The sequence below is a fragment of the Caulobacter sp. LARHSG274 genome (assembly GCF_052871235.1).
In genome coordinates, this window is the sequence record NZ_JBIXJO010000015.1 from 63,344 (window position 1) to 76,479 (window position 13,136).

The window sequence follows — 13,136 nt, forward strand, 5'->3', positions numbered from 1 at the left end:
CCTCAAACCGTGATCGGGTCGGCGCCGATCTAAGCGACCTGCATCTCGCCCCGCAGTTCGGCCAGAACCTCGCCCACGGCGCTCCAGCCGCGGCCGGTCTCGGCCAGGCGGCGCAGCAGCGGGCCGGGGGCCCAGCGCTCGCCATTGGCCGCGGCGAGCCGCTCGGCCATGGCCGCCACCTTGTCGAGGCCCATCTGCTCGCCCCAGAACATCGGGCCGCCGCGATGGGCCGGGAAGGCGTAGCCGTTGACCCAGACCACGTCGATGTCGCCGGCCCGCAGGGCGATGCCTTCCTCCAGTTCCTTGGCGCCCTCGTTGACCAGGGGCATGAACAGCCGGTCGCGGATCTCCTCGTCGCTGAAGGCGCGGCGGGCGACGCCCAGCTCGCGCGAATGGGCCTCGATGATCGCCAGGGCCTCCGGATCGGGCAGCCGGGTCCGGCCCTCGTAGCGGTAATAGCCCTTGCTGGTCTTCTGGCCGCAGCGGCCGGCCTCGACCAGGCGCTCGACGATCAGGGTGCAGCGCTCGTCGGGAAAGGCTTCCCGTCGGGCGGCGCGGACCACGGTGTTCAGGTCGAGCGCGGAGAGGTCACGCATGGCCAGCGGCCCCATGGCCATGCCGAAGCTTTCGGCGACCCGGTCGACCTGTTCGGGCGTCGCGCCCTCGATCAGCATGAACTCGGCCTCGCCGCTGTAATATTGCAGCATGCGGTTGCCGATGAAGCCGTCGCAATTGCCGGCCAGGACCGGAACCTTGCCGAGCTGGCGGCCCAGGGCCATGACCGTGGCGATCACCTCAGGCGAGGTCTGGGCGCCGCGGACGTTCTCCATCAGCTTCATCACGTTGGCGGGGCTGAAGAAGTGGATGCCGATCACCCGCTCGGGCCGCAGGGTCGCCGAGGCGATGGCGTCGATGTCCAGGCCCGAGGTGTTGGAGGCCAGGATGGCGTGGGCGGGGGTCGCCGCGTCCAGCCGGGCGAAGATGGCCTGCTTGACGCCCATGTTCTCGAACACCGCCTCGATGGCCAGATCGACGTCGCGCAGCTCGGCGTAGTCGGTGGTCGTATGGATCAGGGCCAGGGCGCGATCGGCCTTGGCCTGGGGGGTTGAGCCGCGGGCGACCGAGGCCGCATAGGTCTTGCGGATCACGCCCAGGCCGCGCTCCAGCGCCTCCTGGCCGACATCGACCAGGGTGACGGCGATGCCGGCGTTGGCGAACACCATGGCGATGCCGCCGCCCATCAGGCCCGCGCCGATCACCGCCACCTTGCGGATCGGCTGCGGCGCGAGGTCGGTCGGCAGGCCGGGGATCTTGCGCGCCTCGCGCTCGGCGAAGAAGTAATGGACCAGGCCCTTGCGCTGGTCGCTGGCCAGCAACTCAGCGAAGGCGGCGGCCTCGAAGGCCAGGGCTTCCGCGCCGGGCAGGCGGCAGGCGGCCTCGACGCAGTCGACGATCCGGAACGGCGCGATCTGGCCGCGGGCCTTCTTGCCGACCTTCAGGCGGTAGTCGGCGAACAGGGCCGGGTCGACGTCGCGCAGCCGCTCGTCGCGGGCCATCACCGGCAGGGGGGCGCCGTCCGTCGCCAGGCCGGCGGCGTAGGCGATGGCGCCGGCCTCCAGGTCCTCGACGATCACGTCGATCACGCCCAGCTCCAGCGCCCGTGTCGCGGCGATCGGCGCCCCCGAGGTGATCATGTCCAGCGCCACTTCGGGGCCGACCAGCCGCGGCAGCCGCACCGTGCCGCCGGCCCCCGGCAGCAGGCCCAACTTGACCTCGGGCAGGCCGAGCTTGGCCGAGGCGACGGCGACGCGGGCGTGGCAGGCCAGGGCGACCTCCAGCCCGCCGCCCAGGGCGGTTCCGTGGATCGCCGCCACCACCGGCTTGGAACTGGCCTCCAGCAGGTCCTGGATGGTCCGGATCCGCGGTTCGGCCAGGGCCTTGGCGGTGCCGAACTCGCTGATGTCGGCGCCGGCGATGAAGGTCGAGCCGGCGCAGATCAGCACGACCGCGGCGACGGCGTCGTCGACGACCGCGCGATCGAGGCCGGCCAGCAGACCTTGCCGCACGGCCAGGCCGAGGGCGTTGACCGGCGGGGCGTCGACGGTGAGCACGGCGACATCGCCTTCGACACGGTATGCGACGGCGCTCATGGCGATATTCCTGACAGCTTGAAGGGGGAAGAGCGGCCGGCGGCTAGAGCGCCTGGCCTTCGTCGATGGAGAACACGCCGCCGGTGACCGAGGCCGAGGCGTCCGACGCCAGGAACAGCACCATGTCGTCGAGGCCCTCGGCCGGCATGACCCGGCGGCGGGGGAAGGTCTTGACCAGCTTCTGGCCAGCCTCGCCGGCCAGCCAGTCGCTGTTCAGCTCGGTGGCGATCCAGCCGGGGCAGATGGTGTTGACGGTCACGCCCCAGCGGGCCCATTCGCGGGCCAGACCCTTGCCCATCATGGCCACCGCGGCCTTGGACAGGCTGTAGGCGGTCAGGCCGGGCAGCGGCTTGAGCGACCCCACCGAGCCAACCAGGATGATCCGCCCACGTTCGGGATGCTCGGCCGCGATCAGCCGGCGGGCGGCCTCGCGGGCGGTCAGGTAGACGCCCTGGACATTGACGCTGAGCAGCTGCGCCAGGGCGTCGTTGGCCAGCTCCAGGGCCGGCCCCTCGGCGTTGAGGCCGGCGTTGGCGATGACGATGTCGACCGTGCCGAACACCCGCTCGGCCGTGTCGTAGGCGGCCTGGATCGAGGCCTCGCTGGTCACGTCCAGCTCGACGGGCTCCAAGGCCCCGCCCGCCGCCTTCACGGCCTTGGCCAAGTCCTGCAGCCGGTCCAGGCGCCGGGCCCCCGCCACCACCTTGGCCCCCGCCGCGGCCAGCTGCTCGGCGAAGCGCCAGCCCAGGCCGGACGAGGCGCCGGTCACCAGGGCGACGCGGCCGGTCAGGTCGAACTTGGCCGAAGGGCTGGTCATGGCGGGGGTCTCTTGGGTCTTGGAAGGAGAGCGGCGTTGGGTTCGAAAGGCTTAGACGCCGGTGAAGGTCGGGCGGCGCTTCTCGGCGAAGGCGCGGATGCCTTCCTTGTAGTCGGCCGAGGCGTAGCAGACCTGGAACAGCTCCTCGCAGCGGGCCAGGTCGCGGTCGGCCGGGTCCTGCAGGATGGTGGCCAGGGTGAACTTGACCTGCTTGGCGGTCAGCGGCGCGCCGCCGGCGATCGAAGCGGTGGTCTTGTCGATGAAGGCGGCGAATTCGGCCTCGGGCAGGACCCGGCCGACCAGGCCCTTGGCGTAGGCCTCGGCGGCGTCGAACTGCAGCCCGCCCAGCAGCATGTCCTTGGAGGCCGGCACGCCGATGATGTCGGCCAGGCGGCGCAGGCTCTTGTAGCGATAGCCGATGCCGTAGCGCATGGCCGGCTGGCCGAACTTGGACTTGTCCGAGCAGAAGCGCAGGTCGCACGACACCGCCACCGAGATGCCGCCGCCGATGCACCAGCCGTCGATCGCCGCCACCGTCACCTTGGTCGAATTGTAGAGCGCCGACAGGGCCTTTTCGCCGGTCTGGGCGTAGTGCTCCTGGGCGTTCTCGCCCATGCGCTCTTCTTCGTATTTCGAGACGTCGGCCCCGGCCACGAACGACTTGCCGCCGGCCCCGGAGACCACGATCACCCGCACCTCGGGATCGGCCTCGAACAGTTCCACGCCCTTGCCCATGCCCTCCCACATCTCCAGGGAGATGGCGTTGAGCTTGTCGGGATTGTTGAAGATCAGCCGGCCGATCGCACCGTCTTTTTCGGTCAGGATCTTGTCGGTCATGGTGTGTTCCTCGATGTCGAAATGAAGACCTGGAGCGGTCAGATCGCGCCTTGGGCGCGCAGGGATTGGCGGGCGTCGGCGTCGTAGCCGAGGGCGCCGAGCACGGCGTCGGTGTCCTGGCCAACGGTGGGCGGGGCGGCGTAGTCCTCGATCGGCGTTTCCGACAGCCGGATCGGATTGGCCAGGATGCGCAGGGGACCGCCGACGGCGTGCTCGACCTGGCGGACCATGCCGCGATGCTGGATCTGGGGTTCGGCCAGGGCCGAGCGCAGGTCATTGACCGGGCCGGCGGCGACGCCGGCCTCGTCGAGCAGTTGCAGCCACACCGCCGCCGGACGAGCGGCGAATTCGGCGTCCAGGATCGCCAGCAGGGCGTCGCGGTTCTCGATCCGGCCGGAGGTGTGCGAGAACCGGGGGTCCTCCAGCAGGTCGGGCCGGCCGATGGCTTGGCACAGCCGCGCGAACTGCGGATTGTTGCCGGCCACCAGGAAGATGTGGCGGTCGGCGCAGCGGAAGGCTTGCGACGGCACCCCGCCGAAGCCGCCGTTGCCGCGCCGCGGCGGCACCACGTCGGAGACCAGGTAGTTCATGGCGAAATGGCTCAGCGAGGCCAGGCCGCAGTCGAGCAGCGACAGGTCGATGTGCTGGCCGGGACCGCCATGGACGTCGCGGTGATAGAGGGCGGCCTGGATGGCGTTGGCGGCGTAGAGGCTGGTGAGGATGTCGACCACCGACAGCCCCATCTTCATCGGCCCGCCGCCGGGCTGGCCGTCCGGATAGCCCGAGGCGCTCATCATGCCGCTCATGGCCTGGAACACGCCGTCATAGCCGGGCTTGGGGGCCAGGGGGCCGGTCTGGCCAAAGCCGGTGATCGAGCAATAGACCAGGCGCGGATTGACCGCCTTCAGGCCCTCGTAATCCAGGCCGTACTTCTTCAGCGACCCGGTCTTGAAGTTCTCGAGCACGACGTCGGACTGGGCGGCCAGGCGGCGAACGATCTCCTGGCCCTCGGGGGTGGCGAGGTTGGCGGTCACCGACCGCTTGTTGCGATTGGCGCTAAGATAGAAGGCGGCGTCGGTGGTCGGCGTTCCGTCGCGGTTCTTCAGGAAGGGCGGGCCGTATTCGCGCGACTCGTCGCCGACGCCGGGCCGCTCGACCTTGATGACGTCGGCGCCCAGGTCGCCCAGCATCTGGGCGGCCAGCGGCGCGGCCAGGACCCGGCTGAGATCCAGCACCTTGACGCCGTTCAACGCCTTTTCAGCCATACGCCAATGCTCCCGCCGCCACTCTAAGGTGGGGGCATGGTCGCCATACCGGCCGTTCTTACAAGGCGACCGGGGGCCTCATCGTAAATCCGATATGTCCGCTCTGGATGGCCTCGAAGCTTGTCGCGGCGGGCGTTCTGGGGGCGTCTGGAGCCGAGATCGCCCCTCGGCGGGGCGGTATGGAGGCGGCATGGCCGAGGCGTTCATCATCTACGAAAAGGTCGGGCGGATCGTCACGGTGACGATGAACCGGCCCGACTCCCGCAACGCCATCGCCAGCTTCGAGGACTGCGAGGCGCTGGTCGCCGCGGCCGAGCAAGCCAACGCCGACCCCGAGGTTTCGGTCCTGATCCTGACCGGCGCCGGCTCGGCCTTCTCGGCCGGCGGCGACCTGAACGGCATGCGCGACCGCAACGGCATCGGGCCGCTGGCGACCCCGGCCGACACCCGCGCCAACTACAAGAAGGGCGTCCAGAAGATCCCGCTGGCCCTGATGAACCTGGAGATCGCCACCATCGCGGCGGTCAACGGCCACGCCATCGGCCTGGGCTGCGACCTAGCCTGCCTGTGCGACATGCGGGTGGCCTCCGACAAGGCCAAGTTCGCCGCCAGCTTCGTCAAGATGGGCATCGTGCCCGGCGACGGCGGGGCCTGGATCCTGCCGCGGGCCGTCGGCTACGCCCGGGCCGCCGAGATTATCCTGACCGGCGACGTGTTCAGCGCCCAGGAGGCCCTGGCCATGGGCCTCGTCAACAAGCTCGTCGAGCCGGAGGCGGTGCTGGCCGAGGCCCGGAAGCTGGCCGAACGGGTGGCCGCCAACCCGCCGCGCTCGGTGCGCCTGGCCAAGCGCCTGCTGCGCGAGGGCCAGCATGGCCGGCTCAGCGACGTGCTCGAACTGTCGGCCGCCTTCCAGGCTCTGGCCCACGAAACCGCCGACCACCGCGAAGCCCTGGACGCCTTCTTCGACAAGCGCCCGCCCAGCTTCACCGGAGCCTGAGATGTCGCTTCGGGACCTGCGCCGCGAGGACTTCGCCTACGCCGTCGACATCCCCACCCGCTGGGCCGACAGCGACGCCTATGGCCACGTCAACAACGTGATCTATCTGAGCTGGTTCGACACCGCCGTGACCCGGATGCTGTACGAGCGCGGCGTGCTGTCGCTGCACGACGGCCCGGCGATCGGCCTGTGCGTCGAGAGCCGCTGCGAATATTTCGCGCCGGTGGAGTTTCCCCAGGTCGTCGACGCCCGGGTGCGGATCGGCCGGATGGGCGACAAGAGCCTGCGCTACGAGGTCGGCCTGTTCCTGCCCGGCGTCGAGACGCCGGCGGCGGCGGGACACTTCGTCCATGTCTTCGTCGACCGCCGGACCCGTCAGCCGACGCCCCTGGCGGCGGCGAGCAAGGCGGCCCTGGCCGACCTTGTCGTCCCTGGTGTCTAGGCCCTTGTCCGCCAAGCATCGCAAACGCGCTGAAAGCCCCTTGGGCGCGCCGCGACTGTGGGCGCTGCCGGCCTCGCCTTCTATCCTGCCCCGACCGCCCGCCTTGCGGCCCGCTGTTCATGGACCCCGATGGATCTGAATTTCACAGCCGAGGAGACGGCCTTCCGCGCCGAGGTCCGCGCCTTCCTCAAGGGGGCCCTGCCTGACGACCTGCGCCGCAAGGTCGAGGACGGCCGGGCTCTGTCCAAGGACGAGGTGGTCGGCTGGCAGCGGACGCTCAACGCCCGCGGCTGGGCGACGCCGAGCTGGCCGAAGGAATGGGGCGGTCCGGGCTGGACGCCGGTGCAGCGCCACATCTTCATGGACGAACTGCACCAGGCCCCGGCCCCCGAGCCGCTGTCGTTCAACGTCGCCATGCTGGGCCCGGTGCTGATCGCCTTCGGCTCGGACGCCCAGAAGGCGCGCTTCCTGCCGCGGGCGGCCAATCTCGACGACTGGTGGGCCCAGGGCTTCTCCGAGCCCGGCGCCGGCTCGGACCTGGCCAATGTGAAGACCACGGCCGTGCGCGACGGCGACGTCTATGTCGTCGACGGCCAGAAGATGTGGCAGGGCATGGGCCATCGGGCCGACTGGATGTTCACCCTGGTCCGCACCGACCCCGCCGCCCCCAAGAAGCAGGGCGGCATCAGCTTCCTGCTGATCGATCTGAAATCGCCCGGCGTCACCGTCCGCCCGATCATCACCATCGACGGCCGCCACGAGGTCAATGAGGTGTTCCTCGACGGCGTCCGCGTGCCGGTCGAGAACCGCATCGGCGAGGAGAACCAGGGCTGGACCTACGCCAAGTACCTGCTGTCCAACGAACGCACCGGCATCGCCCGCATCGGCATGGCCAAGCGGCTGATCGCCCGGATCAAGCGCCTGGCCGCCGACCTGCCGGCCGCCGAGGCCGGGCGGGCGCTGGACAAGGCCGCCGCCATCGAGGCCGAGCTGAAGGCGCTGGAGATCACCCAGCTGCGGGTGCTGGCGGCCCAGAAGCCCGGCGTGGCCGATCCGCGCTCGTCGATCCTGAAGATCCGCGGCGTCGAGCTACGCCAAGCCGCCTCGGAGCTGCTGCTCAAGACCGCCGGCCCCCGCGCCTTCGCCTTCGCCTACGAAGACGAGCCGGAGGCGCCGCTGGAGGCGGCGTCGAACTATTTCACCTTGCGGGCCGGCTCGATCTATGGCGGCGCCACCGAGGTGCAGAAGAACATCCTCGCCACCGGCGTGCTGGGACTGTGAGGGGGCGATGAACTTCGATCTCGACGAAGACCAGTCGATGCTCGCCGACACGGTGACCCGGCTTCTGGCCGACCGCTACGGCTTCGAGGACCGCCGCCGCCTGCTGGCGACGCCGACCGGCTGGAGCGCCGGCCTGTGGGCGCAGCTGGCCGAGCTGGGCGTCCTGGCCGCGCCGTTCGCCGAGGCCGACGGCGGCCTGGACGGCGGTCCCGTCGAGACCCTGGTCGTCGGTCAGGCCCTGGGCCGGGTGCTGTCGGCCGAACCCTATCTGGCGACCATCGTCATGGCCGGAGCGGCGCTGCGGCTGTCGGACAACGCGGCCCTGAGGGCGGAGCTCGTGCCCCAGGTGATCGGCGGCGAGCGGGTGCTGGCCGTCGCGCCGGAAACGGGCGACCTGGTGGCGCTGCCGGCCGCGGGCGGCTGGCTGGTGGACGGACAGGCGCGCGGCGTGATCCATGGCGACAGCGCTCAGGGCCTGGTGCTGTCGGCCGCCTCGGCCGAGGGGCTGGTCCTGCTGCTGGTCGACGCCGCGACGCCCGGCGTGACCGTCGCCGGCCATCGCACCTTCGACGGCCTGCGCGCCGCCGACGTGACGCTGCAGGGCGTCGCGGTCGCCGGCGACCGGGTCCTGGCGGCGGGCCCAGCGGCCGAGGCGCTGATGGAGCGCGTCATCCAGCACGCCATCGCCTATCTCGCCGCCGAGGCGGTGGGGATCATGGAGATGCTGCTGGAGATCACCGTCGAGCACCTGCGCACCCGCCAGCAGTTCGGCCAGGCCCTGGCCAAGTTCCAGGCCCTGCAGCACCGCGCCGCCGAGATGCTGGTGTCGCTGGAGCAGGCCCGCAGCATGGCCCTCTATGCGGCGATGATGGTCGAGGACGCCGACCCGCTGGAGCGCCGTAAGGCCTTCGCGGCGGTCAAGGCGGTGATCTCGACCTCGGCCCGGTTCGTCGGCCAGAGCGCCGTGCAACTGCACGGCGGCATCGGCGTCACCGAGGAGCACCGCGCTGGCTGGGGCCTCAAGCGCCTGACCATGATCGACATGCTGTTCGGCGACGCCGACTCCCAGGCCGCGCGGCTGGCCCGGCTCGGCGGCTTCGTGGAGGCGGCATGAGCGGATTCCAATCCAGCGGGACCGCGTGATGGACGTCGTCGACTGCGTCGTGGTCGGGGCCGGCGTCGTCGGCCTGGCCGTGGCCCGCGCCCTGGCCCGCGACGGCCGCGAGACCCTGATCGTCGAGAAGGAAAGCCTGTTCGGCTCGGAGACCAGCGCCCGCAACAGCGAGGTGATCCATGCCGGCATCTACTATCCGCAAGGCTCGCTGAAGGCCCGGTTCTGCGTGGCCGGACGCGACCAACTGTATGACTACTGCGAAAGCCGCCACATCGCCCATCGCCGCTGCGGCAAGCTGATCGTCGCCACCGCGCCGGCCCAGGTCGCCGACCTGGAGCGGATCAAGGCCGCCGCCGAGGCCAACGGCGTCCACGACCTGGCCTGGCTGGACGGCCACCAGGCCCGCCAGCTCGAGCCCGCGCTGCGCTGCGTGGCGGCCCTGAGCTCGCCCTCGACCGGCATCATCGATTCCCACGCCTACATGCTGTCGCTGCTGGGCGAGGCCGAGGCCGACGGGGCGATGATCGCCTATCGCACCCAGGTCACCGCCCTGCGGCCGAGTCCCGAGGGCGTGGCCCTGACCTTCGCCGGCGACGACGCGCCGTCGCTGGCGGCGCGGCTGGTGGTCAACTCCGCCGGCCTGCACGCCCCCGACCTGGCGCGGGCCGTGGTCGGAACCTCGCCCGACCACTGGCCGCGCGCCTATTACGCCAAGGGCAGCTATTTCACCCTCAGCGGCGCTTCGCCGTTCAGCCGGCTGATCTATCCGGCCCCCGAGCCGGGCGGGCTGGGGGTCCACATCACCCTGGACCTTGGCGGCCAGGCCCGCTTCGGGCCGGACGTCGAATGGGTGGACAGCCTCGACTACGACGTCGATCCGCGCCGGGCCGACGGCTTCTACGAGGCGGTGCGCGCCTATTGGCCGGGCCTGGAGGACGGTCGGCTGGCCCCGGCCTATGCCGGCATCCGGCCCAAGCTGGCGGGACCCGGCCAGCCGGCGGCCGACTTCCAGGTCTCCGGCCCGGCCGAGCACGGGGTCGCCGGCCTGATCAATCTGTTCGGCATCGAGTCGCCCGGCCTGACGGCTTCGCTGGCCATCGCCGACCATGTCGCGCGGCTGGCGCGGGAGAGCCTGGATGCGTGAGCGGGGAAGCTTCGACTACATCATCGTCGGGGCCGGCTCGGCCGGCTGCGTGCTGGCCAACCGGCTGAGCGAGTCCGGCCGCCATCGGGTGCTGCTGCTGGAGGCGGGCGGCGCCGACCTCAATCCCTGGATCCACATCCCGCTGGGCTACGGCAAGCTGTTCACCGATCCCAGCGTCAACTGGCTCTACGAGACCGAGCCCCAGTCGGCCCTGGACGGGCGCCGCATCCGCCAGCCCCGCGGCAAGGTGCTGGGCGGGTCGAGCTCGATCAACGGCCTGGTCTACATCCGCGGCCAGCGGCAGGACTTCGACGGCTGGCGTCAGCGGGGCAATGTCGGCTGGGGCTATGACGACGTCCTGCCCTATTTCCGCAAGGCCGAGAACCAGGCCCGCGGCGCGGACGCCTTCCACGGGGCCGGCGGCCCGCTGCCGGTCTCCGACCAGTGCGAGCCGCATCCGCTGTGCGAGGCCTTCATCGACGCCGCCCAGCAGGCCGGCGTGCCGCGCAACGACGACTTCAACGGCGCCGAGCAGGAGGGCGCGGGCTATTACCAGACGACGTCGCGCGGGGGGATGCGGGTGTCGTCGGCCGTGGCCTATCTCAACCCGGCCAAGCGCCGCCCCAACCTCGTGGTGGTCACCCGGGCGCTGGTGACCCGGGTGGTGATCGAGGCCCGGAGGGCGGTCGGGGTCGAGTGGCGGCGCGGCGAAGAGCGCTTCACCGCCAGGGCCAGCGGCGAGGTGATCCTGGCCTCGGGCGCCATCGGCACGCCGCAGATTCTGCAGCTGTCCGGCGTCGGGCCGGGCGCCCACCTGCAGCGCACGGGCGTCGAGGTGGTCCACGACCTGGCCGGGGTCGGCGCCGACCTGCAGGACCATCTGCAGGTGCGGATGGTCTATCGCTGCAAACAGGCGGTGACCGTCAATGACGACCTGCGCAATCCGCTGCGGACCCTGGGCGTGGGCGCGCGCTACCTGTTCCAGCGCAAGGGGCCGCTGACCGTCAGCGCCGGCTATGCCGGAGCCTTCCTGCGCACAGACCCGCGCCTGGCCTCGCCCGACATCCAGGTGCATTTCATCAATTTCTCGACCACCAAGATGGGCGACCGGCTGCACGGCTTTTCCGGCTTCACCGCCTCGACCTGCCATCTGCAGCCGGAAAGCCGCGGCGCGGTGATGATCAAGACCCCTGATCCGCACGACGCCCCGGCCATCGACCCCAACTATCTGGCGACCGAGACCGACCGCCGGGCCAATGTCGAGGGCCTGAAGCTGATGCGGCGGATCATGGCCGGCGCGGCCATGGCGCCGTTCCTCGACAGCGAGATCGAGCCGGGCCCCGACCTGGCCGACGACGCGGCGCTGCTGGCCTATTGCCGGGCGACCGGGTCGAGCATCTATCACCCCACCTGCACCGCCCGGATGGGCGACGACCCCGGCGGCGTCGTCGACGCCCGGCTGCGGGTGCGCGGGATCGACGGGCTGCGGGTCGCCGACGGCTCGATCATGCCCGCCGTGGTGTCCGGCAACAGTCACGCGGCCATCGTCATGATCGGCGAAAAGGCCGCGGCGATGATCCTCGAAGACGCTTCGTCCTGACCCAGGAGTTCCCCATGTACGCCGACCTCAAGCTGCTGATCGACGGACAGTTCCTGTCGGGCGAGGGCCGGGCCAGCCAGCCGGTGTTCAATCCCGCGACCGGGGCGGTGCTGGCCGACCTGCCGCACGCCAGCCCCGGCGACCTCGACCGGGCGCTCGACGCCGCCCAGCGCGCCTTCGAGACCTGGCGCAAGACCGCGCCGCAGGACCGCGGCCGGATCCTCAAGCGCGGCGCCGACCTGATCCGCGAGCGCATCGACGCCATCGCCAGGGTCATGACCCTGGAACAGGGCAAGCCGCTGGCCGAGTCGCGGGGCGAGATCCTCTACGCCGCCGACGTCATCGAATGGTACGCCGAGGAGGGCCGGCGGGCCTATGGCCGGGTCATTCCGGCCAAGACGCCCGGCGTGCGCCAACTGGTGCTGCTGGAGCCTGTGGGCGTGGCGGTGGCCTTCACGCCGTGGAACTTCCCGGCCCTGACCCCGGCCCGCAAGATCGGCGGGGCCCTGGCGGCCGGCTGCACCCTGATCCTGAAGGCCGCCGAGGACACCCCCGGCACCGCCGTCGAATTCGCCCGCGCCCTGCAGGACGCCGGCCTGCCGCCGGGGGTTCTGAACCTGGTGTTCGGCGATCCGGCCGCGGTCTCGGCCCACCTGATCGCCTCGCCGATCAGCCGCAAGGTGTCGTTCACCGGCTCGGTCGGGGTCGGCAAGCAGCTGGTCCGGCTGGCGTCCGAGGACATGAAGCGCACGACCATGGAACTGGGCGGCCACGCGCCGGTGATCGTGTTCGAGGACGCTGATCCGGTCGCCGCGGCCACGGCCCTGGCCATGGGCAAGTATCGCAACGCCGGCCAGGTCTGCATCTCGCCGACCCGGTTCTATGTCCATGGCTCGATCCTCGAACCGTTTACCGACCGCTTCGTGGCGGTGGCCCAGAGCCTCAAGCTCGGCGACGGGACCGAGGACGGCGTCACCATGGGGCCGCTGGTCAGTTCGCGCCGGGTCGAGGCCATGGAGCGCCTGGTCGCCGACGCTGTCGCCCGCGGCGGCGTGGTCCGCACCGGCGGGGCGCGGCGCGGCAATGTCGGCTCGTTCTTCGAGCCGACGGTGATCACCGACCTGCCCGACGACAGCCTGCTGATGACTGAGGAGCCGTTCGGGCCGATCGCGCCGATCGTGTCGTTCTCGGGCTTCGACGAGGTGATGGCCCGGGCCAACGCCCTGCCGTTCGGCCTGGCCGCCTACGCCTTCACCACCTCGAACGCCACCGCCACCGCGGTCGGCGACGGGCTGAAGGCCGGCATGGTCGGGGTCAACACCCTGGCGGTTTCCAACCCCGAGACCCCGTTCGGCGGCGTGCGCCACAGCGGCGTCGGCCAGGAGGGCGGGATCGAAGGCCTGCAGGCCTATTTCGACGTCAAGTTCCTGGCCCAGGCCTAGAAAAGAACCCCCGGACGCCGTTGGACGTCCGGGGGCAGTTTGAACGG

11 protein-coding genes are annotated in these 13,136 nt (G+C 71.0%); 7 read left to right on the forward strand and 4 right to left on the reverse strand.

Annotation, left to right across the window (positions count from 1 at the left end; genetic code table 11):
* Window positions 1-29: 29 nt before the first annotated feature.
* From ACIPQB_RS19830 to ACIPQB_RS19845, 4 genes are read right to left on the reverse strand one after another with little or no spacing between them, the layout of a single operon-like run.
* On the reverse strand, window positions 30-2,150 hold the full coding sequence (locus ACIPQB_RS19830; RefSeq protein ID WP_446486988.1) for a 3-hydroxyacyl-CoA dehydrogenase NAD-binding domain-containing protein: 2,121 nt from the start codon (window positions 2,148-2,150) through the stop codon (window positions 30-32).
* A 43-nt stretch (window positions 2,151-2,193) separates the two neighbouring features.
* On the reverse strand, window positions 2,194-2,967 hold the full coding sequence (locus ACIPQB_RS19835) for an SDR family NAD(P)-dependent oxidoreductase (RefSeq protein WP_446486989.1): 774 nt from the start codon (window positions 2,965-2,967) through the stop codon (window positions 2,194-2,196).
* 51 nt (window positions 2,968-3,018) lie between these two features.
* Window positions 3,019-3,804 carry an enoyl-CoA hydratase gene (locus ACIPQB_RS19840; RefSeq protein ID WP_446486990.1) on the reverse strand — a complete coding sequence of 262 codons (786 nt, stop codon included), beginning with the start codon at window positions 3,802-3,804 and terminating at the stop codon, window positions 3,019-3,021.
* A 38-nt stretch (window positions 3,805-3,842) separates the two neighbouring features.
* Window positions 3,843-5,069, reverse strand: a complete 1,227-nt coding sequence (locus ACIPQB_RS19845) for a CaiB/BaiF CoA transferase family protein (protein WP_446486991.1) — start codon at window positions 5,067-5,069, stop codon at window positions 3,843-3,845.
* Between the two features lie 190 nt (window positions 5,070-5,259).
* On the opposite strand from ACIPQB_RS19845, the gene ACIPQB_RS19850 reads away from it, so the two are divergent.
* From ACIPQB_RS19850 to ACIPQB_RS19880, 7 genes are all read left to right on the forward strand, one after another.
* Complete coding sequence (locus ACIPQB_RS19850) at window positions 5,260-6,066, forward strand: crotonase/enoyl-CoA hydratase family protein (protein WP_446486992.1); 807 nt, start codon at window positions 5,260-5,262, stop codon at window positions 6,064-6,066.
* A gap of 1 nt (window position 6,067) precedes the next feature.
* Window positions 6,068-6,508 carry an acyl-CoA thioesterase gene (locus tag ACIPQB_RS19855; RefSeq protein WP_446486993.1) on the forward strand — a complete coding sequence of 147 codons (441 nt, stop codon included), beginning with the start codon at window positions 6,068-6,070 and terminating at the stop codon, window positions 6,506-6,508.
* Window positions 6,509-6,637: 129 nt separating this feature from the next.
* On the forward strand, window positions 6,638-7,789 hold the full coding sequence (locus ACIPQB_RS19860; RefSeq protein WP_446486994.1) for an acyl-CoA dehydrogenase family protein: 1,152 nt from the start codon (window positions 6,638-6,640) through the stop codon (window positions 7,787-7,789).
* 7 nt (window positions 7,790-7,796) lie between these two features.
* On the forward strand, window positions 7,797-8,903 hold the full coding sequence (locus tag ACIPQB_RS19865; protein ID WP_446486995.1) for an acyl-CoA dehydrogenase family protein: 1,107 nt from the start codon (window positions 7,797-7,799) through the stop codon (window positions 8,901-8,903).
* 28 nt (window positions 8,904-8,931) lie between these two features.
* On the forward strand, window positions 8,932-10,047 hold the full coding sequence (locus ACIPQB_RS19870; RefSeq protein ID WP_446486996.1) for an NAD(P)/FAD-dependent oxidoreductase: 1,116 nt from the start codon (window positions 8,932-8,934) through the stop codon (window positions 10,045-10,047).
* Window positions 10,040-11,647, forward strand: a complete 1,608-nt coding sequence (locus ACIPQB_RS19875; RefSeq protein ID WP_446486997.1) for a GMC family oxidoreductase — start codon at window positions 10,040-10,042, stop codon at window positions 11,645-11,647. Before ACIPQB_RS19870 ends, ACIPQB_RS19875 begins: the two co-directional genes overlap by 8 nt.
* A gap of 14 nt (window positions 11,648-11,661) precedes the next feature.
* A complete protein-coding gene (locus ACIPQB_RS19880; RefSeq protein ID WP_446486998.1) occupies window positions 11,662-13,089 on the forward strand; it encodes an NAD-dependent succinate-semialdehyde dehydrogenase in 1,428 nt (475 codons plus the stop codon).
* The last annotated feature ends 47 nt before the right edge of the window (window positions 13,090-13,136 follow it).

What these genes read in the sequence shown, in the direction of transcription:
- ACIPQB_RS19870 (WP_446486996.1), top strand. Translation starts at nt 8,932, where the DNA reads ATGGACGTCGTCGACTGCGTCGTGGTCGGGGCCGGCGTCGTCGGCCTG.
- ACIPQB_RS19835 (WP_446486989.1), bottom strand. Translation starts at nt 2,967, where the DNA reads ATGACCAGCCCTTCGGCCAAGTTCGACCTGACCGGCCGCGTCGCCCTG.
- ACIPQB_RS19845 (WP_446486991.1), bottom strand. Translation starts at nt 5,069, where the DNA reads ATGGCTGAAAAGGCGTTGAACGGCGTCAAGGTGCTGGATCTCAGCCGG.
- ACIPQB_RS19880 (WP_446486998.1), top strand. Translation starts at nt 11,662, where the DNA reads ATGTACGCCGACCTCAAGCTGCTGATCGACGGACAGTTCCTGTCGGGC.
- ACIPQB_RS19865 (WP_446486995.1), top strand. Translation starts at nt 7,797, where the DNA reads ATGAACTTCGATCTCGACGAAGACCAGTCGATGCTCGCCGACACGGTG.
- ACIPQB_RS19875 (WP_446486997.1), top strand. Translation starts at nt 10,040, where the DNA reads ATGCGTGAGCGGGGAAGCTTCGACTACATCATCGTCGGGGCCGGCTCG.
- ACIPQB_RS19855 (WP_446486993.1), top strand. Translation starts at nt 6,068, where the DNA reads ATGTCGCTTCGGGACCTGCGCCGCGAGGACTTCGCCTACGCCGTCGAC.
- ACIPQB_RS19830 (WP_446486988.1), bottom strand. Translation starts at nt 2,150, where the DNA reads ATGAGCGCCGTCGCATACCGTGTCGAAGGCGATGTCGCCGTGCTCACC.
- ACIPQB_RS19850 (WP_446486992.1), top strand. Translation starts at nt 5,260, where the DNA reads ATGGCCGAGGCGTTCATCATCTACGAAAAGGTCGGGCGGATCGTCACG.
- ACIPQB_RS19860 (WP_446486994.1), top strand. Translation starts at nt 6,638, where the DNA reads ATGGATCTGAATTTCACAGCCGAGGAGACGGCCTTCCGCGCCGAGGTC.
- ACIPQB_RS19840 (WP_446486990.1), bottom strand. Translation starts at nt 3,804, where the DNA reads ATGACCGACAAGATCCTGACCGAAAAAGACGGTGCGATCGGCCGGCTG.